At 66.5% G+C, this 21481-nt stretch carries 25 protein-coding genes; 14 read left to right on the top strand and 11 right to left on the bottom strand.

The genetic code is table 11. The annotated features are described in order from the left end of the window. Window positions 1-42: 42 nt before the first annotated feature. Genes NKH51_RS07940 through NKH51_RS07925 form a run of 4 tightly spaced genes read right to left on the bottom strand, consistent with a single transcriptional unit; the run spans window position 43 to window position 2999 of the window. The gene (locus NKH51_RS07940; RefSeq protein ID WP_254764740.1) at window positions 43-1677 is read right to left on the bottom strand and encodes a class I adenylate-forming enzyme family protein; all 1635 of its coding nucleotides are present in this window, start codon (window positions 1675-1677) and stop codon (window positions 43-45) included. Between the two features lie 55 nt (window positions 1678-1732). Then, the gene (locus tag NKH51_RS07935; RefSeq protein ID WP_254764738.1) at window positions 1733-2065 is read right to left on the bottom strand and encodes a (2Fe-2S) ferredoxin domain-containing protein; all 333 of its coding nucleotides are present in this window, start codon (window positions 2063-2065) and stop codon (window positions 1733-1735) included. After that, a complete protein-coding gene (locus tag NKH51_RS07930) occupies window positions 2062-2814 on the bottom strand; it encodes a CbtA family protein (RefSeq protein WP_254764736.1) in 753 nt (250 codons plus the stop codon). Before NKH51_RS07930 ends, NKH51_RS07935 begins: the two co-directional genes overlap by 4 nt. Then, entirely contained in the window at window positions 2814-2999 is a 186-nt protein-coding gene (locus NKH51_RS07925) for a CbtB domain-containing protein (protein ID WP_254764734.1), read from the bottom strand. Before NKH51_RS07925 ends, NKH51_RS07930 begins: the two co-directional genes overlap by 1 nt. 246 nt (window positions 3000-3245) lie before the next feature. Between NKH51_RS07925 and NKH51_RS07920 the strand changes: the two genes are divergently transcribed. From NKH51_RS07920 to NKH51_RS07875, 10 genes are read left to right on the top strand one after another with little or no spacing between them, the layout of a single operon-like run. Further along, window positions 3246-4280 (top strand): monovalent cation/H+ antiporter subunit E, encoded by a 1035-nt coding sequence (locus tag NKH51_RS07920; protein WP_254764732.1) that lies wholly within the window; start codon window positions 3246-3248, stop codon window positions 4278-4280. Next, complete coding sequence (locus NKH51_RS07915) at window positions 4277-4555, top strand: cation:proton antiporter (protein WP_254764730.1); 279 nt, start codon at window positions 4277-4279, stop codon at window positions 4553-4555. Before NKH51_RS07920 ends, NKH51_RS07915 begins: the two co-directional genes overlap by 4 nt. After that, window positions 4552-4968, top strand: a complete 417-nt coding sequence (gene mnhG, locus NKH51_RS07910) for a monovalent cation/H(+) antiporter subunit G (protein ID WP_254764728.1) — start codon at window positions 4552-4554, stop codon at window positions 4966-4968. Before NKH51_RS07915 ends, mnhG begins: the two co-directional genes overlap by 4 nt. Continuing rightward, on the top strand, window positions 4965-5504 hold the full coding sequence (locus NKH51_RS07905) for a DUF4040 domain-containing protein (RefSeq protein ID WP_254764726.1): 540 nt from the start codon (window positions 4965-4967) through the stop codon (window positions 5502-5504). The genes mnhG and NKH51_RS07905 overlap by 4 nt, the downstream gene beginning before the upstream one ends. Next, a complete protein-coding gene (locus NKH51_RS07900) occupies window positions 5505-6014 on the top strand; it encodes an MnhB domain-containing protein (protein WP_254764725.1) in 510 nt (169 codons plus the stop codon). Then, complete coding sequence (locus tag NKH51_RS07895) at window positions 6007-6378, top strand: cation:proton antiporter subunit C (protein ID WP_254764723.1); 372 nt, start codon at window positions 6007-6009, stop codon at window positions 6376-6378. Before NKH51_RS07900 ends, NKH51_RS07895 begins: the two co-directional genes overlap by 8 nt. Continuing rightward, complete coding sequence (locus NKH51_RS07890) at window positions 6371-7912, top strand: proton-conducting transporter transmembrane domain-containing protein (RefSeq protein ID WP_254764722.1); 1542 nt, start codon at window positions 6371-6373, stop codon at window positions 7910-7912. The genes NKH51_RS07895 and NKH51_RS07890 overlap by 8 nt, the downstream gene beginning before the upstream one ends. Then, a complete protein-coding gene (locus tag NKH51_RS07885; protein WP_254764720.1) occupies window positions 7912-9888 on the top strand; it encodes a proton-conducting transporter transmembrane domain-containing protein in 1977 nt (658 codons plus the stop codon). Before NKH51_RS07890 ends, NKH51_RS07885 begins: the two co-directional genes overlap by 1 nt. Further along, the gene (locus tag NKH51_RS07880) at window positions 9888-11735 is read left to right on the top strand and encodes a Na(+)/H(+) antiporter subunit D (RefSeq protein WP_254764718.1); all 1848 of its coding nucleotides are present in this window, start codon (window positions 9888-9890) and stop codon (window positions 11733-11735) included. Before NKH51_RS07885 ends, NKH51_RS07880 begins: the two co-directional genes overlap by 1 nt. 56 nt (window positions 11736-11791) lie before the next feature. Continuing rightward, the gene (locus tag NKH51_RS07875; protein WP_254764716.1) at window positions 11792-12334 is read left to right on the top strand and encodes a dihydrofolate reductase family protein; all 543 of its coding nucleotides are present in this window, start codon (window positions 11792-11794) and stop codon (window positions 12332-12334) included. Between the two features lie 33 nt (window positions 12335-12367). Here NKH51_RS07875 and NKH51_RS07870 read toward each other — a convergent pair whose 3' ends face one another. From NKH51_RS07870 to NKH51_RS07860, 3 genes are all read right to left on the bottom strand, one after another. Then, complete coding sequence (locus NKH51_RS07870; protein WP_254764715.1) at window positions 12368-13492, bottom strand: tyrosine-type recombinase/integrase; 1125 nt, start codon at window positions 13490-13492, stop codon at window positions 12368-12370. After that, a complete protein-coding gene (locus NKH51_RS07865; RefSeq protein ID WP_254764713.1) occupies window positions 13489-13641 on the bottom strand; it encodes a hypothetical protein in 153 nt (50 codons plus the stop codon). Before NKH51_RS07865 ends, NKH51_RS07870 begins: the two co-directional genes overlap by 4 nt. Before the next feature lie 399 nt (window positions 13642-14040). Continuing rightward, a complete protein-coding gene (locus NKH51_RS07860; RefSeq protein WP_254764712.1) occupies window positions 14041-14205 on the bottom strand; it encodes a hypothetical protein in 165 nt (54 codons plus the stop codon). Window positions 14206-14600: 395 nt separating this feature from the next. On the opposite strand from NKH51_RS07860, the gene NKH51_RS07855 reads away from it, so the two are divergent. Then, window positions 14601-15341, top strand: a complete 741-nt coding sequence (locus NKH51_RS07855) for an alpha/beta hydrolase family protein (protein WP_254764710.1) — start codon at window positions 14601-14603, stop codon at window positions 15339-15341. 153 nt (window positions 15342-15494) lie between these two features. Here the strand turns inward: NKH51_RS07855 and NKH51_RS07850 are convergent, their stop codons facing one another. Further along, window positions 15495-15911, bottom strand: coding sequence for a DUF302 domain-containing protein (locus tag NKH51_RS07850; RefSeq protein ID WP_254764708.1), 417 nt, complete (start codon window positions 15909-15911; stop codon window positions 15495-15497). Between the two features lie 169 nt (window positions 15912-16080). Here NKH51_RS07850 and NKH51_RS07845 point away from each other — a divergent pair, with 169 nt between their 5' ends. From NKH51_RS07845 to NKH51_RS07835, 3 genes are all read left to right on the top strand, one after another. Further along, complete coding sequence (locus tag NKH51_RS07845) at window positions 16081-16428, top strand: ArsR/SmtB family transcription factor (protein WP_254764707.1); 348 nt, start codon at window positions 16081-16083, stop codon at window positions 16426-16428. Beyond that, a complete protein-coding gene (locus NKH51_RS07840; RefSeq protein ID WP_254764705.1) occupies window positions 16425-16736 on the top strand; it encodes a DUF7521 family protein in 312 nt (103 codons plus the stop codon). Before NKH51_RS07845 ends, NKH51_RS07840 begins: the two co-directional genes overlap by 4 nt. A gap of 329 nt (window positions 16737-17065) precedes the next feature. Further along, window positions 17066-17449, top strand: a complete 384-nt coding sequence (locus NKH51_RS07835) for a universal stress protein (RefSeq protein ID WP_254764704.1) — start codon at window positions 17066-17068, stop codon at window positions 17447-17449. Between the two features lie 80 nt (window positions 17450-17529). Here the strand turns inward: NKH51_RS07835 and NKH51_RS07830 are convergent, their stop codons facing one another. The 3 genes from NKH51_RS07830 to NKH51_RS07820 form a co-directional block, all read right to left on the bottom strand. Further along, a complete protein-coding gene (locus NKH51_RS07830) occupies window positions 17530-18318 on the bottom strand; it encodes a VOC family protein (protein WP_254764703.1) in 789 nt (262 codons plus the stop codon). A gap of 48 nt (window positions 18319-18366) precedes the next feature. Next, window positions 18367-20052, bottom strand: a complete 1686-nt coding sequence (locus NKH51_RS07825; RefSeq protein ID WP_254764702.1) for a Na+/H+ antiporter NhaC family protein — start codon at window positions 20050-20052, stop codon at window positions 18367-18369. Between the two features lie 126 nt (window positions 20053-20178). After that, the gene (locus tag NKH51_RS07820) at window positions 20179-21291 is read right to left on the bottom strand and encodes an OBG GTPase family GTP-binding protein (RefSeq protein ID WP_254764700.1); all 1113 of its coding nucleotides are present in this window, start codon (window positions 21289-21291) and stop codon (window positions 20179-20181) included. Window positions 21292-21481: the final 190 nt, after the last annotated feature.

Here is a 21481-nt window from a genome sequence, read left to right as displayed (position 1 = left end):
GGGCCCTCATCGTCAGCGGATCGCCGTGACGACACGCAATCCTCACGCGTCGAACCGGTCTGCGACTCGCTCGCGAAGCACCGTTTTCTGGACTTTTTCGCCGTTCGGTCCCTCCGTCGTCGGGAACTCGTCGACGAACTCGAACGCTTCGGGGACCTTGTAGTCGGCCACGCGGGAATCGAGGAACTCCTCGAGTTCCCCCGCGTTCACCTCGTCGTTCGCGGGGACGACGAACGCGACCGCTACCTCACCGTGGCGCGGGTGGGGCGCGCCGACGACCTCGCACGAGCGGACATCGGGGTGGTCCTCGACCGCCGACTGGATCTCGCGGGGCGCGACGAGAAACCCCCGAACTCGCAGGGCGTCGTCGAGCCGCGAGCGGTAGTAGACGTAGCCGTCCTCGTCCATCTCGGCGAGGTCGCCGGTGTAGAACCACCCCGACTCGTCGAAGGCCGCCGCGGTCGCCGCTGGCTTGCCGAGGTAGCCATCGGCGAGCAGATAGCCCCGGATTGCGAGTTCGCCCTCCTCGCCGGCCGGCAGCGCCTCGCGGCTCTCGGGGTCGACGATCTTCGCCTCGATGTCCGGGTGGATCGGCGGCCCGCCGACACGCTTGCGCCGCGCTGCGGGGTCGTCGGGATCGCCGACGAAGATCTGGCTGTTGGCCTCCGAGAGCCCGTAGGGCTGGACCACCGGAAAGCCGACCGTCGATTCGATGCGCTCGAACAGGGCCGCGTCGAACCCCTTGCTGATGAAGCCGACGACGCCCGTCTCGACCGTCTCGACGCGCGACGGATCGAAGGTCTCGTGCTCGAGCACCCGCTCGAACATCACGCCCAATCCGGTGAGGTAGGTCGCGTCGTGGTCGTCGACCAGCCGGATCGTCTCGCCGGGATCGAAGTGCGTCTGCGTCACGAGCGTTGCGCCCGTCGCGAGGACGCTGAAGAGGGTATTGTAGCCCCAGATGCCGCAGAACGGCAGCGTCGCGACGGCCACGTCCTCGTCGGTCACGCCAAGGTGATCGGCGACGTGCGCCGAGTGGTTCAGCAGCGACCGACTCGACTGCAGACACCCCTTCGGATCGCTCGTCGTGCCGCTGGTGTAGAAGATCGCCACCGGGGCCTCCGAGTCGGTCGCGGGCTCGAGTTCTCCCCGGTCTCGCGCTCGCCCCGTCTCGCATACGTCGTCGTAGGTCCGTAGCGCCGACAGTTCGTCGGAGGGCTCGAGGCTCACGACCGCCTCGAGCGAGGGGATCGAGTCGGGGTCGAACGCGTCTGGCGACTGCGCCGCGACCTCGGGGACCGCGGTCGCGAGCATCTCGTGGTAGTCCCGGTCGAGCAGTTCGTCCTCGGTAACGAGGACGCTCGCGCCGGAGTCTTCGAGCATGTACTCGAGTTCGTGGGTCCGGTAGCGGGTGTTGACGGCGACCATCGCTGCGCCGAGAGCGGAGGCCGCGAGTTGGCAGGCGATCCACTCGGGACGGTTACCGAGCCAGACCGCGATCACGTCGCCCTCGGAGACGCCGAGATCGGCGAGTCCGCGGGCGAGTGCCCGCGTTTCGGCGAGCAGATCGTCGTAGGTCCACGTCGTTCCCTCGAAGACGACGGCCCGCCGGTCCGGGTCGGTCGCCGCGACCGCCGCGATTCCCTCGTAGATGGTCTCGTCTGGCCACGTGAGCATCGGTACTACGCGTGGTATCGGAGACCAGCGTCAAAACGGTTGTGCGCCGGCGGGCTCAGTCGCCGGCCCGGACCCGCTCCGCGTTCGGACCGAACTCCGCGGCGAGCAGGTCAGGCACGTCGGCCGGTGTTACATCGGAGTACCAGGTGTTTCGCGGCTGGATCGTGACCGCGGTGCCGTCCTCGCTACACAGCCCCAGACACGAAGTCGTGCCGACGGAGACCGCCGTCCAGAAGGCGTCCCGCTCGCGCAGCCAGTCTTTGACCGCCGCGACGGTCTCCTCTGCACCCGCCGCGCCGCAACTCGCGTACTCGGAGTCGCGGTCGTTGGTACAGACGAAGACGTGGGCCTCGAGGCGCTCGCGGTGCTGTTCGGTCCGCTCTCTCATGGACTGGTCAGCAGTTCGTCGCGCCGTTCGGCGGCCGATCGAACGCCGGCTTGCGTCTGGAACCAGCCGAAGCAGCCGGCGACGAGCGCCCAGAGCGCACCCTGACTCAGGACGGTCAGACCCCGGAAGGCCGTTGCGAGGTCGGCCGGCACCGCGCCGGCCGCGACGATCGTCGGCGCCCCGAGCGCGGTGAGGGCCGCGAGCGCGACGATCGGAACCGCGGCCGCAACGGCTCCGAGCGGGCGACTCCGGGCCGAGACGCGGTCGTAGCCGTAGATCGACGCCGCGGCGACGACCGCGCCGACGGCCATCATCCCGACGTAGATCGCGATCCGCAGCGTCGGGGTATACGCCTGCTCGGCCCCCGGCGTCGTCGGCGGGAGAACGAGCCACGGCGCAACTGAGACGGTGAAAAAGCCCGCGCCGGCCAGCACGTAAGCCTTCGCCTTCCCGCGGCCGGGCAGTGCCGGCTCGAGGAAGTAGAACGCGAGCGCGAAGACGCCGCCGAGCAGGATGCCCCAGAGGACGCCGCCGCCGACGCTGACCGCGGCGGTCGTCGCCTCGGTCACGACGGGGCCTCCGTCGACGGCGGCGTGGGCGTGCTCGTGTGCGTGGTCGCCGACACCGCCCTCTGCGACCCCCTCCATATAGCCGATCAGCGGGTTCGCGACGAGCGCCATGTAGGCTCCGTAGGCCAGCCCCGCGATCGATCCGGCGAGGACGCCCCGCTCGAGGTAGTCGACGACCATCAGTGACAGGCGACGCCGGCCGCGTGCCGGAAGTTGTGCATGGCGTCGTGGGCCAGCGGTTCCTGCAAGAACAGTAGCGTGAATGAAAGCGCCGCGGCGAAAGCGAAGACGGCCAGCAACTGGCCCGTCGTGAGGTCGTCGCGTGCGGTTCCGATTCGATCGTGAACGGTATCAGTCGTGGTCATGCAAGTCAGCTTTCTCTACTGAAACTCGGGTTGTAAAACTACCGGTCGATCGACGCCGTCGGCGAACTCCGCTCTCGTCGAACAGGCGACGAAAACGGAACGTAAATGTCACAAATATCCCGGCAGAATCCGTCGGAATGCGTGACTGCTGGCGGATAACGAAATCGTTTTCCTACGGCTACCGTTTCACTCGACTATCAACGAGAGTCATGTACATCCACCAACGGTCACCCGGAGGGAGACGCCGTGGCGGTTGAACGCCTGCTCGTCCCGCTGTCGGACACGGTGACCGTTCGGCAGACGGTCGGCCACGCCGTCCGATCGGGCCTCGAGCGCGCCGACTCCCTCGAGTGCCACCTCGTCGTCGCGCTCCCCTACGACGCCGACGTGCCCGAGAGCGCGCGCCACCGCGAAGACGCGGACGACCTGCTCTCGCGGGCACGGAATTGGGCCGAAGAGGACGCCAGCGATGCCGACGTCACGATTGAGACGGCGACGCTCGGCGCCGACGAGTACCTCTTCGGTCCGCGGGACTACGCCGAGATCTTCGACGCCTACGCGGACGATCACGGGATCGACCGCGTGATCATCGATCCCGAGTACCAGCCCGGCGTCTCCGCCCAGTTGCTCCAGCCCCTCGAGCGCGAACTCGAGCGCATCGGGCTGGCCTACGACGAGGCACCGGTCGATCGACCGGCCCGTCGCGGCCGGCTCGTCGGCGGGACGGAGGACTTCGACCGACTGTTCGCGACGTTTTGGATCTCCTATGGCTTCTATCTCGTCTTGGGCGATCCGACCTACTGGTTCGATCTCGTCACCGGTGCGGCCGTCGCCGCCATCGTCTCCGTCTCGCTCGCGCAGGTGACGTTCTCGGTGCCGCTGGACCGCGTCCAGTCGCCGATACGGACCGTACGATTCGTCCTCTACATCCCGTATCTGCTCTGGGAGATCCTGAAAGCCAACATCGCGGTCTCGGCCGCGGTGTTGCGGCCGTCAATGCCGATCGAACCCACGCTGACGCGGGTCAACGCTCGCGTCCGGAGCGGCCTGCCGCTGACCGCGCTGGCAAACAGCATCACGCTCACCCCGGGAACCCTGACGGTCCGGGCCGACAATCAGGAGCTGCTGGTCCACACGCTGATCCCGGCCGCTCAGGAGGACCTGTTCGACGGCGGCCTCGAGCGCGGCATCCGCTTCGTCTTCTACGGTCGGGAATCGGCGGCGATCCCCTCGCCCGAGGAGCGCGACGAGGCCGAGGTCGTCGGGGGTGAGGAGCTGTGACGCCGCCGCTCGCGGACGTCTTCCTCGCCGCGGCCGCGGCGTTCGTCGTCCTCGCGATCGTGTTACTGTACCGCGCCGTCGTCGGGCCGACGACCCAGGACCGGCTGCTGGCGGTCAACGTCCTCGGGACGAACACGGTCGTCGTCCTCGCGCTGCTGGCCGTGGCGCTCGACGAGCCGTGGTTCCTCGATGTCGCCCTGATCTACGCCCTGTTGAACTTCCTGATGTCGATCGCGATCTCGAAGTTCACCGTCGAGCGGGGTGGCGTGCTGTGATCGACGCGCTTCGCTTCTGGGTGGCCGTCGCCCTCGTCGCCCTCGGCGTGTTCTTCACGTTCATCGCGGCGGTCGGCGTGATCCGGCTTCCCGACGTTTACGCGCGCACACATACCGCCTCACAGGCGGACACCCTCGGCGCCGGGCTAACCCTCGCCGGCGTCGCGGTTGCGCTGGGCTGGCAGCACGCGACGGTCTACACCGTCTTACTGCTGTTTTTCGTCTTCATCACGAACCCGACGGCGGCCCACGCGATCGCGCGCTCGGCGGCCGAAACGGGCGTCGAGCCACAGCTCGCCGACGACGGGAGCGAATCCGCGCGCGACTTAGAGCCCGAGCCCGATCCGGAATCGTCGGGGCGGGGTGGGGAGCCGACGGACCGCGACGCGGGAACGGGAGGTGAACCACAGTGAGTGCCTTCGCGTACGCGCTCGCGCTGTTCGTCCTCGCGACCGCGGTCGCGACCGCGCTGTTCCGGGACGTGCTGTCGGTCATCATCGTTTTCGGTGCCTACAGCCTCGGCATGGCGATCCTCTACACGTTCCTGCTGGCACCCGACGTGGCGATGACCGAGGCCGCGATCGGGGCCGGCGTCACGACGCTCTTGTTGCTGTTGACGATCGCACGGACAGCGCGTCCCTCGACCGATGACCTCAGAGAGCGGATTCACGTTCCGGGAGTCGTCGCCGTCGGCGCGTTCGTCCTCCTGCTCTGTACCGTCGTCCTGCCCGAAATGTACGCTGTTGGTCTCACGGAGACGCCGGTCTGGTCGGACCCCGACGTGACCCAACACTACATCCGCGCGACCTACGAGCAAACGGGCGTCCAGAACGCCGTGACGGCCGTTCTCGCCGCCTATCGTGGCTTCGATACCTTCGGTGAGGCGGTCGTCGTCTTCGCCGCCGGCGTCTCCACGCTGCTCGTCCTGAAACGCGAGGTGTTCGCCTGAATGCCCGACTCCATCGATGATACGTACACCGAAAGCCAGGTGATCATGACCGCCGTGAAGATCATCGCACCGTTTACGCTCACCTACGGGCTGTTCATGACCTTCCACGGGGGCGACGCGCCCGGCGGCGGCTTCCAGGGCGGCGCTATCGTCGGCGTCACGATCCTCATGCTCGCCTTCGCCTTCGGGATCGAGCCGACCCGTCAGTGGCTGCGCAACTCCCTGCTCGTGGGTCTCGTCACCGGCGGTGTCGTCATCTTCGGCGCGATCGGCCTCGCGATGATCGCGCTGGGCGGGGAGTTCCTCGAGTTCTATCGGCTCAAGGCGGTCTTCCACATCAAGCCCAAGTGGGGGCTCGAGGCCGTCGAGATCCTCGGCATCGCGCTGATCGTCTCCGGGACCATGATCGGCCTGTTCTTCTCAATGGCGGCGGGGTTCGAGCCCGAACGACCGAGCGGAACCGGCGGCACCAGCAGGGCCGACGACCGGGAGGTGAGCGACGATGATTGAGTTCCTCTCGAGTTACTACCTCTACGCGCTGGTGTTCGTCGTGCTCGGCATCGGGATCTACATGGTGATCGCGAGCGAGAACCTCGTGAAGAAACTGATCGGCGTGAACCTCTTCCAGACGGCCATCTTCCTGTTTTTCATCGCGATGGCCTACGTCGAGGGCGGCTCGGCACCGGTCGTTCCCGCCGAGAAAAACCCTGGCGACCTCCTCGTCGCGAGCCCGCTGCCGCAGGTCATCGTCCTGACCGCCATCGTCGTCGGCATCGCGCTGACGGCGGTCGGACTGGCCCTGATCATCCGCATCTACGCGGAGTACGGGACCCTCCGCGAAGACACCCTGAGGGAGGTGCGCGCCGATGAGTAGCGTCGACCTGCTCCCGCCGTTGCTGATCGTCGCCCCGTTGCTCGCGGCCACGCTCCCCATCGCGCTGGGGCTGCGCTACGACCGGGCCGGCTGGTCCGTCGCCGCGCTCACGACGACCGGCCTGTTCGCCGCCGTCGTCGCCCTCGCGACCGTGGTCTATACCGACGGGGTAGTGACCCACGAACTGGGCGGTTACCCGCAAACGTACGGCATCCAGCTCGTCGCCGACGAGTTCTCGGTCCTGATCGCCCTGCTCGTGACGGCCGTCGCCGCCGGCGTCCTCGTGTACACGCGTCGGGGCGGTCCCCGCGGGAACACGTTCTACACCGCCTACCTGCTGCTGGTCGGCGGCCTGCTCGGGATCACCATGACCGGCGACGTGTTCAACCTCTTCGTCTTCCTCGAGATCACGAGCATCGCGACCTACGCGCTGGTCGCCAGCGGCGACGGCCCGGAATCGGCGGTCGCCGCCCTGCAGTACCTGATCCTGGGAACCGTCGCCGCGTCGATGTACCTGATCGGCGTCGCCTTCCTGCTGATGGCGACGGGGACGCTCAACATGCTCGAGCTCGCCGCACAGATTCCAGCGGCGGAGCGCCCGCTCCTGATCCGGACCGGCTTCGGATTCATCGTCGTCGGCTTCGCAGTCAAGGTCGCCCAGTGGCCCCTGCACACGTGGCAGCCCAGCGCCTACCAGCAGGCCCCCGACGGCGTGACGCCGCTGATCGCCGCGCTCGTCTCGACGGCCTCCGCCTACGCCTTCGGCCGGCTGATCGTGACCGTCTTCGGCGTGGACTATCTGGCCGGAACTCAAAACGCGGCCGCGATCGTTCTCGTCGTCGGCTGCGTGAGCGTCCTCGCGGGCACCGTTCTGGCGGTGATCCAGACCAGCGTCAAGCGGATGCTCGCCTACTCGTCGGTCTCGCAGTTCGGCCTCGTCATCGCCGCCTACGGGGTCGTCATCGCCGGCGGCTCCGAGACGGCGTTCGTCGGCGCCGCGATCCACCTGCTCGGCCACGGCCTGCTGAAAGCCGGCCTCTTCCTGTCGGCCGCGCTCGTCGCGACGAGTTACGGCGCGCGAACCGTCGACGAGTACGCCGGCCTCGCGAAGCACCGGCCGGTCGTCGCCGGCGCGATGGCCGTCCTCTTGCTCTCGCTGGTCGGCGTCCCGCCGGGCGTCGGCTTCGTCGGCAAGTGGTACATCGCGCTGGGTGCCGTCCAGTCCGAACTGTGGCCCGTCGCCGCCGTGATCTTCCTCAGTACCATGCTCACCCTCGCCTACGCCGCCCGTCTGCTCGAGAAGATGTACTTCACGCCGCCGGCGGTCGAGACCCCCCGGCCGGGAGCCGCCGCGACCGACGGCGGAACGACCGACGCCGATGGCGCGATCCGCGGCGAGGGGGCGGCCGACGCCGTCTCGGTCGGCATGGTCGCGGTCGTCGTGATCGCCGCGCTCTGTGCCGTCGCACTCGGTTTCGCCGGGGGCGCGATCGCCGACCTACTCGAGCCGTTCCTGACGGAGGTGTTTAACTGATGGTCGCAGACATTCGCCCGCTGGCCGCCGTTCTCGTCTCGGCGGTCGCGATCGTCCTGATTATCGCGTCGCATCGCCGCCCGAACCTGCGCGAAGGCTGGTCCGTGCTGGCCGCCCTCGCGAAGTTCGGGATCGTCGTTAGCATGCTCCCCGCGGTCATGTCGGGCACCGTCTTCCGGTGGAGCCTCGCCGACTCGACGGGGATCCAGTTCCTCGCGGGGATCGACTTCGCCCTGCGAGCCGATCCGCTGGGGATCTTCTTCGCCTTGCTCGCGAGCTTCCTCTGGATCTTCACGTCATTCTACGCGACGGGCTACATGCGCGGGCTCGACGAGCACGCCCAGACGCGCTTCTTCGCGTCGTTCGCGGCCAGCCTCTCGGCCGCCGTCGGGATCGCCTTCGCGGCGAACCTCGTGACGATCTTCGTCTTCTACGAACTGCTGTCGCTGGTCACGTACCCGCTCGTCGCCCACAACGAGGACAGCGAGGCCCGCATCGCTGGCCGAAAGTACCTCACGTACACGTTCTTCGGCGGCGGCGTCTTCCTGCTGGCCGGCACCGTCATGATCTACTGGCTGACGAGTCTGACGAGCGCCGGGCCGACGCTCGCCTTCGAAGCCGGCGGTATGGAGGCGCTGGCCGCGGCCGCACAGGTCGAGCCAGTTTACGCCCAGATCGCCTTCTTCCTGCTCATCGCCGGCTTCGGCGTCAAGGCCGCGCTGATGCCGCTTCACTCCTGGCTCGCCGACGCGATGGTCGCGCCAACCCCAGTCTCCGGGCTGCTCCACGCCGTGGCAGTCGTCAAATCCGGCGCGTTCGGCGTCGCGCGGGTCATCCTCGAGGTCTACGGTCCGGGCCTGATTTACGACCTACCCCTCGACGTGCCGGGGATCGGCGAGGTCGGTCTGAATATCCCCGTCGCCATCGTCGCCGCGTTCACGCTGACCGCGGCGAGCATCATCGCGATGCGGAAAGACCACCTCAAGCGCCGACTCGCGTACTCGACGACGGCACAGCTCTCCTACATCGTGCTCGGGCTCTCGATGCTGCATCCCTACGCCATGGTCGGAGCGCTGTTTCACATCCCCGCGCACGCGTTCGCGAAGCTCACGCTGTTCTTCTGTGCCGGCTCGATCCACGTCGAGACCCACACCGACTACATCAGCGAGATGGCCGGTATCGGCAAGCGGATGCCGCTGACGATGGCCGCCTTCACCGTCGGCGCGGCGGGCATGGCCGGCCTGCCGCCGATCGCCGGCTTCGTCAGCAAGTTCTACATGCTCATCGGGGCTGGCGCCATGGGCGGCGAGTACTGGCTGTTCGCCGGCGCACTGCTGCTCTCGGCCGTCCTCAACATCGCGTACTTCTGGCCGGTCGTCTACACCGCCTTCTTCGAGAGCGAGGACTACCACGATGCTAAACCCTTACTCGAGTTCCCGAGCGGCGGCCTGTTCGAGTCCTACGGCACCGCCGAAGGGGACGACAGCGTCGCCGCCGACGGCGGTGAGCCGAGTGACACGAGGCGATCTCCGTCGGAGCCTCGCTCCGACGGTGGCGAAACGGACCGCTCCGATGCGGCCGACGCGGCGGAATCGGACCACGCCGACGGCGACGAGGACTACGAGTACGCGGTCGACGAATATCCGAGCGACCACACGGCTCCGGACGACCCCGAATCCGAGCCGGAGGGTGAGCACGTGAGCGCCGTCGACCACCACGGCGACCACGACGACCACCTCACCGGCGGGCCGCCCGCCGGCGGCTGGCCGCGTCGCTCGCCGTTCGCGGAGAGCACGTGGCTCATGCTCGCCCCGATCGTCGTCATCGCGACCGGCGCGGTCGTCCTCGGCGTCGTCCCGGATTACGCCGTCTTCCTCGAGCTCGCGACCGAGATCGTCGAAGGCGTCTTCGGGATGCCGTTCGATGAATTGGGGACCGTTCCGCTCGACGAGCTCGTAACGGAGGTGAGCGCGTGATGGAACTCGAACTCCTCTCGTTGGCTTACCCGCCGCTGCTGGTCTTCACGGCGGCGCTGCTCGTGCTCGTCCTGCCCCGGATCGCCGGCTTCACCGTCGGCGCGCTCAGTCTGGCGGCCGTGCTGGCGATCTCGCTGATCGCACCGGAGGGCCAGCATCTTGCCGGCACCTTCCTCGGGTTCGAGGTCGTCCCCTACTACGTCGACGAGTTCTCGCGGATGGTCGGGCTCGGCCTCGGCTTCCTCGGGATCTGTAGCGTGATCTACGCCTACTCGAGCGAGGCGAGCGAGACGCTGGTCGCGCTCGCGCTGGTCTACGTCTCCTCGTCGATCGGCGCGGCGTTCGCGGGCGACTGGCTCGTCCTGTTGTTCATGTGGGAGCTGATGGCCGTGACCAGCACGCTGGTCGTCTGGCAGTACGGCGGCGAGGCGGTCCGGGCCGGCTTCCGGTACGCGCTGTTCCATGGTGCGGGCGGCGTGCTCGTGATGCTGGCAGTCGCCGCCCATTACGTTCAGACCGGGACGTTCGTCTACACCGGGGCCGGCATCGGCGACGGAATTCCGGCGCTGCTCGCGGTGCTCGGCATGGGCGTCAACGTGGCCTTCATCGGCGTCCACACCTGGCTGCCGGACACCTACCCGCGACCGCACTTCGCGGCGTCGGTGTTCCTCTCGGTCTATACGACGAAGACGAGCGCGTTCGTCCTCTATCGGGCGTTCCCCATCGACGCCGGGAGCGACCTGGGTATCTACATCGCCTACATGGGCGGCCTGATGGCCGTCTACGGCGCGACGTTCGCCCTGCTGCAACACGACATGCGGGCGCTGCTGTCCTACCACATTCAGGCCCAGCTCGGCTACATCGTCGCCGGGATCGGCATGGCCGCCGCGATGGGGTCCGAACTCGCCGCCGCCGGTGCGATGAGCCACCTGCTCAACAACATCCTGTTCAAGAGCCTGCTGTTCATGGCCGTCGGCGTCGTCATCTACCGCACCGGCGAGGAGGACCTCTACGAACTGGGCGGGCTCTGGCGCGAGATGCCCCTGACCGCGATCGGCTACGGGCTCGGCGCACTCTCGATCACCGCTATCCCGGGCTTCAACGGCTACGTCAGCAAGGGGATGCTGTTCGACGCGGCCGATCCGGGATACTACGGTCAGCCGGAGTATCAGGCGCTGTACTGGCTCCTCTGGCTCGGCGCGATCGGCACCCTGCTGTCGTTTATCAAGCTCGGCTACTACGTCTTCTTCCACGGCGAGAGCGACTACGAGGTCGCCGACGCGAAGCCCGGCCAGACCGTCGCGATGCTCGGGTTGGGCGGTGCCTGCCTCCTCTTTGGCGTCTGGTGGCAGGGGCTGGCCGACCTCGCGCCGACGCTGCACGGCCACGGGGGCCACTTCACGTTCGCATACTCCGGCGGAGAGGGGACGCTGCATCCCTACAGTCTCAGTCACCTCGAGACGGCGGGAATCCTGACGGGGGTCGCCGCGATCGCCTTCGTCATCGTCCGGAAACCGCTCTCGAAACTCGATCTGGGCGACCCCGCGATGGTCGTCTATCCGGCGACCTACTACGTCAGCCGGTGGTCGATGCTCGCGGTCACCGAGACCTACGCCGCCGTCGACGCCGCGGTCGTCGGGGCCGTCAAACGCTGCTACTGGATCGGGAACAACCCCGTGCTGGCGGTCGACGCGGCCGCAAGCCGGCTCCCGCTGGTCGACGTGGACGAACGTCAGGCGACCGACGGCGGCCGCCCGTCGACGATTCAGCTCCGCGCGGGCATCGGAACGACCGTTCTGGTGCTGACCGTCGTCCTGACCGTGATCCTGTGGCTGCTCGTGGTCTGACCAATCGTTCTGAGAACCCGGTGTAGTTTTACTCTCCGTCGGCGCGAAGGAGTCGCATGACTACGGGCGAGATCACGCTCTACATCGCGACGAGTGTGGACGGCTTCATTGCCGCCGAGGACGGGAGCGTCGCGTGGCTCGAGGAGTTCCAGCCGGAAGCTGGCACCGACGACCGAGACGGAAGTTACGAGACGTTCTTCGCGGATATTGACGCGCTCGTCATGGGCGCGACGACGTACGAACAGGTGCGCGCCTTCGGCGACTGGCCCTACGAGGAGCGGCCGACGTACGTGCTCACCCACGGCGAGCATCCCCGCGCCACCGACGCCGTCGAGTTCGTCGACGGTGAGGTAGCCGCGCTGGCCACAGAACTCGAACGCCGGCACGACCGCATCTGGCTGGTGGGCGGTGCGCAGGTCGTTCGAGCGTTCCTGCGCGAGGACCGGGTCGACGAACTGCGGCTCACCCTCGTTCCGGTGCTGCTCGGACGCGGGATTTCACTCTTCGGGACGGACGGGAAGCAACGGACCTTGGAACTGCTCGAGAACACGACCCGCGAAACCGGAATGGTCGAGCTTCGCTACGCGGTATCCGGATAACTCCGTCGACTCGCGGGCTCCGTCGCCCTTTGGTCACTCCGCGTTCGTCGACTCGTCGCGGTCGGCCGGCTCCGTGTCGCGGACCGACGGCCGCTCGGCCGGCACGACGATCGATTGCTCGAGGACAGACGCTCGAAGCGTCGCCTTCGACGCCGTCGCCTCCCGACGATACGGCTCGTCAGCCTGTTGGTGACGAACGCCCCGCGGTGTCAGATAGTCGCCGTCGACATCGATCCCGGCCCCGTTACAGAGCCTTCGTAGTACTGACCGCGCGCCCTCTGTCGTGATTGCCGGCGGCGCGATCGACCGCTCGCGGGCGAGTTCGACCGCCGTCGCGTCCTCGAACATGGCCTCGATCGTCTCGTCGTCGTAGCCCCGCTCACGCAGGGCCGACCGCACCCGCGCGGCGATCGAGGGCGCGTGACCGGTCGGGAACAGCGGCCAGTCGTTCGACGGCGGATCGAGGACGACCCGATACCGCCGCAGCGGCGTCCGCGCGCGGGCGGGCAGCGGCACGTCCTCGAGGCGCTGGGACTTCCCGAGGACGCGAATCGTCCCCGTGTAGAAATCGACGTCCTGCCAGGTCGCGCCCGTCCGCCGGTCGTCGTCGGGCACGCGGAACAACTCCGCCCCGCGGACCGTCGAGTGGGCGAGGACGGCAACCATCGCGTACTCCCGCAGTCGGGTTCGTCGCTCGCGCGTCGCACGCGAAGCGGCCTCGAGCGCCCGGTCGCGAACGTAGCGCTCGAGTTTGCGACGCTGCGTTGCCGTCCAGGAGTCACTCGCCGGGCGCTCGTCGACGGTCGGTAGCGCGGTCTCGGCGCGGTCGGTCGCGGCCGGATTGGTCTCGAGGATCCCGCCGTGGACACACCACGAGCAGAACGCCCGGACCACCGCATAGTAGGTGCCGGCGGTCGATGCCGTGTACTCCCCGCGATCGGTCCGCCGCCGGAGCTCCTCGGCGTAGGCCCGCATGTGATCGACCTCGAGGGCGTCGATCGCCGTGAGGCCGTGGTCGCGCTCGAGCCACTCGGCCCAGCGCCGGAGGATCGATTCGGCGTTCGACGCGTAAGTTCCGGCCCCCGAGCCGTCGGGGTCGCCGACGGCCTTTCGCTCCAGATAGGCGTCGACCGCGTCTACGACCGCCACGTCGCTCACAGCGCGATCACCCGCTCGAGAGTCGTGGTGACGGCTGGACCGAATCGGCGCCGCCGGATTTCTCCCTGCCCGTCGCCCGATCGCTCGAGGCTGTCGTCACCGCAGCCGCCGCGGTCAACACGGATCGCGAGGGTGACGCCACGATTCATCGCTTCGGTCGGTACTGTCTCACGGAGCTAAATCCGTGTTTCGGTGCGACGGGGTCGGAAAAAACGCGACGCCTGCGTGGCGTGAACGCCCGGCTCGAGGTCGATTCGGCTGCTCGAGCCGCCCAGTCGGGGAGTCTGTGCGGTCGCTGGCGGTCCAACAGGTCGAGGGCTGGTACCTGCTCTGCTCGCCCTCTCCGTAGCAGCCGGGAGTATTTCATATAGCCTTATGCCGTTTATTTGGTGCCTGGACGAGAGAGGTGCCGCTCTCGGACACTCTCAGCTGATCAAGCGGTGGCGTCTCGAGCAACACGGCTGACCGAGAGTCGGACCGGGCGATAGACGCAGTCTGCGAACGGTCGGACAACCCCTACTTCGAAGCCCGGAGCCCCAATTCGACGATCAAGACGGGTTCTGGTGGCTGATCTTTTCGGCGGTCATCCCCGGAACCGGCGTCCCGCAGTCCTTGCACTTCCAGTTCGGCGTCGTCGTACCCGGCTCTTTCTCGAGATCCTGTTTGAACTCGAGGCGCGCACCACACTGACACTGGTACGTCGTGCGGGTCATAAGTGACCGAACCCGACGGCGAGGGATAAACGGTTCGCCGACGGCCGTCGCTGGCGACCGATTCGGACGCAACGACTCGAGCGGTGGCGAGTTTCGCGTACAAGTGGTCAGTGAGAAGATGTTCGCTCAGGTCACAGTATCGATAGCCAATCGCCGACGATCCGGCGAAGCTTTCCTGCCTCCCAACCACCCGATCTGACACCGTCGACCCCAGGGGTTGTGCCTTCGTGAGCCATCGTTCCCAGCCCCTCGGCATGTATACGCGCTGGTTTCGATCGATACCTGGCCGAACGGAGCCGATCCGGAGCTCGGACCACGGACGGAGCATCGACTCGAGGTGGACGGTTCCACCGACAAACACCGCTATCAAGGCGACCGAACGCGTCCGTCGGAGTATGGCCGAACGACACCGCATCCCAATCAAAGCGGACGCGACTGAAACCGCGTCGGTTCCGGAGGTCGTCGCCGTCCACCACGAGGCCGAGGGTGACAGGTGGCTGTTTTTCTGTCACGGGCTTCGCAGCGACAAGGCCGGCAGCTACGAACATCGCTGTCGGCGCGCGGTCGAGGAAGGATACAACGCGGTCCGGTTCGACACCCGCGGCTGTGGCGACTCCGACGGCGAGTTCGCCGACTCGACGCTCGAGGCGCGACTCGCCGACCTCCACGGCGTCGTCGACTACTTCGACCCGGACTCCTACGCCCTGTTCGGCTCGAGTTTCGGCGGCAAAGTCGCGTTTCACGCCGCCGCGACGGACGATCGAGTGCGGGCGGTCGCTACCCGTGCGCCGGTGACGCTCACCGATACGTTCGACGAGTACCGGGAAACGGTCGACCGCGATGGCGCGGTGACGTTCGACACCGGCGACCGAATCGACGGCCGGTTCTTCGAGGCGCTCGATCGACACCCGTTCGACGAGGTCGTGGGAACGCTCTCGTGTCCCGTCGCGATCTTTCACGGCGGCGACGACGAGTCCGTCCCGCTGGCGAATAGTTTCACCGCCGCCCGGCGACTCGAGACAGACGTCCTGATCGAGCGGTTCGCGGGGGAAGGACATCGGTTCTCGCGGGCCGGAGAGGAGCGACTGCTCGAGCGATTGTTCGGGTGGCTCGCCTGGGCGGACGCTCGGAGGTAGTCCGTCGGCCGCCCGTCGTAGGTGGTCCAGTCGGCGGGTGTTTCGCCTGCAGCCATGCTATAAACTGCATACCGATATAGAGAATGTTGTGTCCAAATGCGATGCTCGCTTCTCCGCGCGCTTCGGAACGAGTGAGACAGAGCGGTTGAACCCCTACGTTTCCGAAGGGGGCGCGAGATCGTCAGCAACGGTCGCCAGTACGCGCTCGAATCGATCGGCGACTTCGGTCGCGATGGACTCGAGCGCGGCGTTGTCAGCGATGCCGACCAGCCGTTGCGGATCGACCGCGCTCACGACCACGTCCCCGTCGTCGGATTCGTAGACGACGACGTTACACGGCAACAGCGCGCCGAGTTCGATCTCTTCGGAAAGCCCGTCGCGTGCCAGTCCCGGATTGCACGCGCCGAGGATACGGTACTGCCTGAACTCTTCGTCGAGTTTCTTCGCGAACGTCGCCTGGACGTCGATGTCACAGAGGACGCCGAACCCTTCCGCTTCGAGCGCGGCGACCGTCGCGTCGACGGTCTCGTCGAAGGTGGCGTCCACGGACTTTTTCATTGTATAGTCCATATTACACACTACTATCTGGACAGGCTTAACCGTATGGTTCCAAACCGCGAGCACGAAAAACGGGCGTCGACCCCGGCTGTCGCCGGGTGCAGGAATCGGCGGACGTATTTTCTCACCCAGAAAAACCGGACTGCTTTTCATAGTAATACCGGAACGAACAGCCATACCAGTGAGTGAGGAATCCGACCTGTCGACACTGCTCGCAGTTCTCGACGACGAGTACGCGCGAGATATCCTCACACATACCAGCGTCGAACCCATGTCTGCCAGTACCCTGAGCGAACGGTGTGACGCCTCCCTCCCGACGATCTATCGACGGCTCGACCGTCTCGAGGAGTGTAATCTCGTCACCGAAGAGACGGAACTCGCACCGGACGGCAACCACTACAGCGTCTACAGCGCGAACCTCGACACCCTCGAGCTCTCACTCGACGACGGATCGTTTTCCCTCGAGTTGACGCATCGCGAGGAAGACGTCGCCGACAAGTTCACCCGCATGTGGGAGGGGATGCGATGAGCCGGAACGTCGTGCGGCTCGATCAGGCGACGCTGTTCGAACTGCTGACCGTCGCGAGTCTCTTTCTCGTTGCACTCTTCGGGACGGTCATCGCCTATCAGGCCTATCGAGGCTACCGTCGGAACGGCGCGCGGTCGATGCTCTATCTCTCGCTCGGCCTCCTCTTGCTGACGCTGTGTCCGTTCGTACTCAACGTCACCGTTACGACGCTGTTCGAACCTGAACGGATCGTCATCGTGCTGCTCGAGAACGTGAGTCGACTGCTCGGACTGGTCGCGATTACGTATTCGCTGTACGGGCAACACTGAAAACCGGCTCGCGATCGTGAGGGCCGAAGCGACGGGATTCGGACGTGGACGGCACCGAGGCAGTCGGGGTCGGTCGACGGGACACACGTCCCTGCCGAGGGGGAGTGCAGGGACGTGCGTGGGGCAGGTGTCGCGACCCCTGGGATGATCGGCTGTCGGGACACGGGGGATCGCCAAGGCGTGCGGGGAGATGGCCTTTCTCGTCCCCCGATCATTCATTCCGATCGGATTGTAATAGAAACGGGAGCGTGTTTTCTGAGCCAGAAAATACGAGTGTCGCGAGTCGGCCCCACCACAGGTTTCTTCGAGTCTCCGATTCTGGGTCCGCTATGGACTACCTCGCCGGAACGGACTCCGTGCACACGACGGCAGCGATCTGTGACTACCTCGACAGTCGGGCGACCGCCGACGACACCGTTACCGTCGTCGCGGTCGCAGCGCCCGACGATCCGACGGCGCGACGCGACTGCGAGGAGGCGCTGAACGTGGCCCCCGTCAGGCTCGCGACCGTCGGCGACGTCGAGACCGAAGTCCGCGAGGGGACGCCGACCGACGAGCTCCGGGACGCTGCGGCCGACGCCGACGCCGACGAACTCGTCATCGGGGCCCACAGCGGCGATCCGGACGCGACGCGCGGGCTCGGCTCGACCGCGCAGTCTCTCCTCGAGGCGACGACTCGCCCGGTCGTCGTCGTGCCGATTCCGGAACTATAGGGCTCGAGAGCACAACGTGCCTCGCACTCGACCGACTGCGATCGGACCGACGGAGACCGTCGGTCGCGACCGGCGGGCGGTCAGAAGGGGAACAGCGAGTCGGCCTCGAGGTCGCGCTCGATGAGTTCGATCTCGTGGCCGTCCTGATCCTTCGTGAAGGCGTACATATCGTCGCAGCTCTCGGGGTCGCGGTAGTCCGCCGCTTCCCGGGTCATGAGTCGCTTCCAGTCCTCGTGGAGATCGTCGATGCGGACACAAAGGTGACCCCAGGCGTCGCCCATCTCGTAGCTGCGCCCGTCGTAGTTGTAGGTGAGTTCGACGGACATGGCTTCGGGAGCGGCGTCGCTCGGTTCGACGAAGTAGTTCGCGAAGGTGTCGGCCTCCCAGCGGCCGACCTCGTCGTACTCGAACTTGCGGGTCCAGAAGCCAAGCGCCGCGTCGGCATCTTCGACGCGGATCATGGTGTGATCGAGCGACCAGAGCGCGCCCTGATCGCGCTGGACGATCTCGATCTCGTGGCCGTCGGGGTCTTTGACGAACGCGTACCGGCCGCCACAGGACTCGGGGTCGCGGTAGTCCTCGACGCCCTCATCCATCAACTGCTGGTAGTAGTCCTCGAGTTCGCCCTCGGGAACGCGGACCGCAACGTGCCCCCAGGCGTCGCCCACTTCGGGTTCCTCGCCCTCGTTGTGGGTGATCTCGAGCATCGCACCGTCCTCGTGCATCTCTTCGGGGCCCAGATAGACGATGGTGAAGCCGTCGCCCTCGTAGCGGTCTTTCTCCTCGTACTCGAGGTGGGTCCGATACCACTCGAGCGATTCCTCGAGGTCGGCGACGCGGATCATCGTGTGGTCGAGCGTTCCGTCCATACGCGATAGATCGGCTGCGCGCTCCAAAAGATTGGCGAAGGCGGCGGTCTAGCCGCTTCCTTCGGGCGAATCGGCGTCGCGTTCGGCGAGGTCGGCGGCCGGCTCGGTCGGGACCGGCTCGATCCCCTTTCGCTCGGCGTCGAGCCTCGAGAGACCGATCACGAGGCCAACGAGCGCGACGACGCCCAGCGGGAGGAAGACGATCGGCGGGACGCCGAGGTAGCCGTTGAGCAGATAGCAGCCGACGACGACGAGGAAGACGGTCAGGGCGTAGGGGAGTTGCGTGCGCACGTGGTCGATCAGGTCCGCGCCGCTGAACGTGGCGGAGAGGACCGTCGTGTCGGAGATCGGCGAGGCGTGGTCGCCGAAGATCGCGCCGGAGAAGACGGCCCCGACGGCGATCGGAACGAGGTCGAATCCGGCTCCGAACTCGTAGGCGACCCGGATAGCGATGGGGGTGACGAGCCCCATCGTCGCCCACGACGACCCCATCGTGAACGCGACGAACGCGGCGGCGAACAGGATGAGCACGGGGAGCAACTCCGCCGTGAGGTAGGGTTCGACCAGACTTGCGACGTACTCACCGGTTCCGAGCGTCTCCGCGACGCTACTGATCGTCCACGCGAGCACGAGGATCGTCACCGCCGTCAGCATGATGCCGAAGCCGTCGATGACGGTGTCGACGCCGTCGCCGATATCGAACAGGCCGTAGCCGAGTCCGATCGCGACCGCGGTGACGACCATGGCGAACGAGCCCCAGATCAGTGCCGTCGCGAAGTCGCCTGCGCCGACGACGTCGATCAGCACCTGCGCGATTCCGGTATCGTTCGCGGCGGCCCCCAGCGACGTCGACGCACCCGCTTCAGCTTGACTCGAGCGCCACGATCGATAGCCGGTCCAGAACGCGCCGGCCAGCGTCACCGCGATCAGCACGACGACGGGCGCGAAGAACGTCCGAAGCATCGGCCGGTCGTCGATCGGTTTCCCGAGGTCGTCCTCGACTTTCTGGAGCGGCTGTGCGTCCTCGCGGTTGACCGCCCCGGTTGTCCGAGCGCGGTGTTCGGCGTCAAGCATCTCGCCGTAATCCCGCCCGGTGTAGACCACGATGCCGACCATGACGATCGCGAGTATCGCGTAGGTGTTGTACGGAATCGACCCGACGAACGTCGCGAACGCCGTCGGCGCCTCGCTCGCGACACCCATGTCCTCGTAGGCGCTCCCGATCAGCGACAGCTGAAACGCGACCCAGCTCGAGATGCCCAGCGTCGCGACGGGCGCGGCCGTCGAGTCGACGATGTACGCGAGCTTCTCGCGGGAGACGCGCAGCTCGTCGGAAATCTCCCGCATCGTGCTGCCGACGATCGCGGTGTTCGCGTAGTCGTCGAAGAACATCGCGATCCCCAGCAACCACGTGGTCACGCCGACGGTGCGTTGGCTCTCGAGACGGTTCATCGACCACCGTCGGACGGCGATCGCGCCGCCGAGCCGCCAGATGAGCGCGACGCCCGATCCCAGCAGGAGCGTGAAGACGAGGATCTGGACGTGGAAGCCGTCGTCGACGATGATCGCGCCCACGATCCAGTCGAACGTCTGTGCGATACCGAGACCCCCGGTATGGATGACCGCGCCCGACCAGATGCCCAGAAACAACGAGAGCATCGGCCGGCGGGTCGCGATCGCGAGGGCGATCGCGAGCACCGGGGGCACGAGCGAAAGAACTCCGAACTCAGACATATCTAGTCGATCGACTAAGGGCCAGATAATGCTATTGATTGCAGTATTATTGGATGATAATATCGAGTTTTGACACCTATTCTATCGTTCGAAACTGCCGCTCGAGTCGCCTCGAGCGGTAGTCGACTACCGTCGTAAAATCAGTTTCAGCACGTCCTCGTCCTCGAGGACGTGGTCTTTCCCCACCTGCTGTTCGTCGTGGGTTGCGCTGGGGCCGGTCACGCGGGCGAAGCGGAACCGCTCTTCCATCTCCCCGCCGAGTTTCTCGATGGCTTCGCCGACGGTGGTTCCCTCCTCGATCACGAGTGGCTCCTCCCAGTCGATGCCGCGGCCCGGTTTGTCCATGTAGACCCGGATCATGCCGAGGTTGTTCCAGATGCGATCCTTGAGGGCCTCGAGGCCCTTCTCTTTCTCGGCACTGATGAAGGTGACTTCCTCGGGGTCGAGGTCGCGTTCGCGCAACTGCTCGTCGACCGTCTCCTTGTAGTCGGGCTCGATCAGGTCGACCTTGTTGACGCAGGTGATAGAGGGGATGTACTCGCGGTTCTCCATTAGCCCGTCGACCAATCGGTCGATGGTGACGTTCTCCTGCAGGTTGAGGTCGGCGTTGACATAGCCCTGATCGCGGAGCACGTCCTGGATCGTCTGTTCGTCCAGATCCTGCTCGGTGCTCGAGGTGATCTTGATGCCGTCTTTGATCTTCGGCCGGACGGTCACCCGCGGGGGCTCCTGATCGACGCGGATGTTGATGTCGTAGAGTTCCTCCTGGAGCCGGTCGTACTGGTCGATCTCGAACACCGAGAGAACGAAGACGATCAGGTCGGCGTTGCGCACGACGGCGAGCACCTGCTGGCCGTCGCCTTTCCCCGACGCCGCGCCCTCGATGAGCCCCGGCACGTCGAGCATCTGGATGTTCGCCCCCCGGTGCTGGAGCATGCCCGGGTTGACGTCCAACGTCGTGAACTCGTAGGAGCCGGTCTCGCTCTCGGCGTTGGTCAGCGAGTTCAACAGCGACGATTTTCCGACGCTCGGAAAGCCGACCAGCGCGACGGTCGCATCGCCGTGTTTCTCGACGGAGTAGCCGCCACCGCCGCCCGAACCGGACTGTTGCTTCTCCAGCTTCTCTTTTTTCTCCGCGAGCTTCGACTTCAGCCGGCCGATGTGGGCCTCAGTCGACTTGTTGTAGGGCGTATTGGCGATTTCCTCCTCGATCTCTTCGATCTCCTCCTCGAGCCCCATTTGTCCGTACACAACCGGCCGCGCCGAAAAACCCTTTCGAGATGCCCGGTGGGGATCGGACCCGCCGACGACTCGACGTCTGGTCGGGGCTCGCCGTCACTGTCGTTGCTCTCCCCGACTCGTCCGCCGTCTTTCGCCGGATCCGCCGTGCCGTCGGCTCGGACACTCGTTCGGCCGAACCGGTTCGTGT

This window comes from Natrinema marinum, from assembly GCF_024296685.1.
In the GTDB taxonomy this organism is placed as follows: domain Archaea; phylum Halobacteriota; class Halobacteria; order Halobacteriales; family Natrialbaceae; genus Natrinema; species Natrinema marinum.
This window is presented reverse-complemented; position numbering and strand designations above follow the sequence as displayed.

Coding starts and splice junctions, on each gene's coding strand:
- NKH51_RS07930 (WP_254764736.1), bottom strand. CDS start 2,814: ATGGTCGTCGACTACCTCGAGCGGGGCGTCCTCGCCGGATCGATCGCG.
- NKH51_RS07925 (WP_254764734.1), bottom strand. CDS start 2,999: ATGACCACGACTGATACCGTTCACGATCGAATCGGAACCGCACGCGAC.
- NKH51_RS07840 (WP_254764705.1), top strand. CDS start 16,425: ATGAGCCGGAACGTCGTGCGGCTCGATCAGGCGACGCTGTTCGAACTG.
- NKH51_RS07890 (WP_254764722.1), top strand. CDS start 6,371: ATGAGTAGCGTCGACCTGCTCCCGCCGTTGCTGATCGTCGCCCCGTTG.
- NKH51_RS07885 (WP_254764720.1), top strand. CDS start 7,912: ATGGTCGCAGACATTCGCCCGCTGGCCGCCGTTCTCGTCTCGGCGGTC.
- NKH51_RS07830 (WP_254764703.1), bottom strand. CDS start 18,318: ATGGACGGAACGCTCGACCACACGATGATCCGCGTCGCCGACCTCGAG.
- NKH51_RS07875 (WP_254764716.1), top strand. CDS start 11,792: ATGACTACGGGCGAGATCACGCTCTACATCGCGACGAGTGTGGACGGC.
- NKH51_RS07820 (WP_254764700.1), bottom strand. CDS start 21,291: ATGGGGCTCGAGGAGGAGATCGAAGAGATCGAGGAGGAAATCGCCAAT.
- NKH51_RS07940 (WP_254764740.1), bottom strand. CDS start 1,677: ATGCTCACGTGGCCAGACGAGACCATCTACGAGGGAATCGCGGCGGTC.
- NKH51_RS07880 (WP_254764718.1), top strand. CDS start 9,888: ATGGAACTCGAACTCCTCTCGTTGGCTTACCCGCCGCTGCTGGTCTTC.
- NKH51_RS07895 (WP_254764723.1), top strand. CDS start 6,007: ATGATTGAGTTCCTCTCGAGTTACTACCTCTACGCGCTGGTGTTCGTC.
- NKH51_RS07865 (WP_254764713.1), bottom strand. CDS start 13,641: ATGAATCGTGGCGTCACCCTCGCGATCCGTGTTGACCGCGGCGGCTGC.
- NKH51_RS07935 (WP_254764738.1), bottom strand. CDS start 2,065: ATGAGAGAGCGGACCGAACAGCACCGCGAGCGCCTCGAGGCCCACGTC.
- NKH51_RS07850 (WP_254764708.1), bottom strand. CDS start 15,911: ATGGACTATACAATGAAAAAGTCCGTGGACGCCACCTTCGACGAGACC.
- NKH51_RS07835 (WP_254764704.1), top strand. CDS start 17,066: ATGGACTACCTCGCCGGAACGGACTCCGTGCACACGACGGCAGCGATC.
- NKH51_RS07860 (WP_254764712.1), bottom strand. CDS start 14,205: ATGACCCGCACGACGTACCAGTGTCAGTGTGGTGCGCGCCTCGAGTTC.
- NKH51_RS07855 (WP_254764710.1), top strand. CDS start 14,601: ATGGCCGAACGACACCGCATCCCAATCAAAGCGGACGCGACTGAAACC.
- NKH51_RS07900 (WP_254764725.1), top strand. CDS start 5,505: ATGCCCGACTCCATCGATGATACGTACACCGAAAGCCAGGTGATCATG.
- NKH51_RS07825 (WP_254764702.1), bottom strand. CDS start 20,052: ATGTCTGAGTTCGGAGTTCTTTCGCTCGTGCCCCCGGTGCTCGCGATC.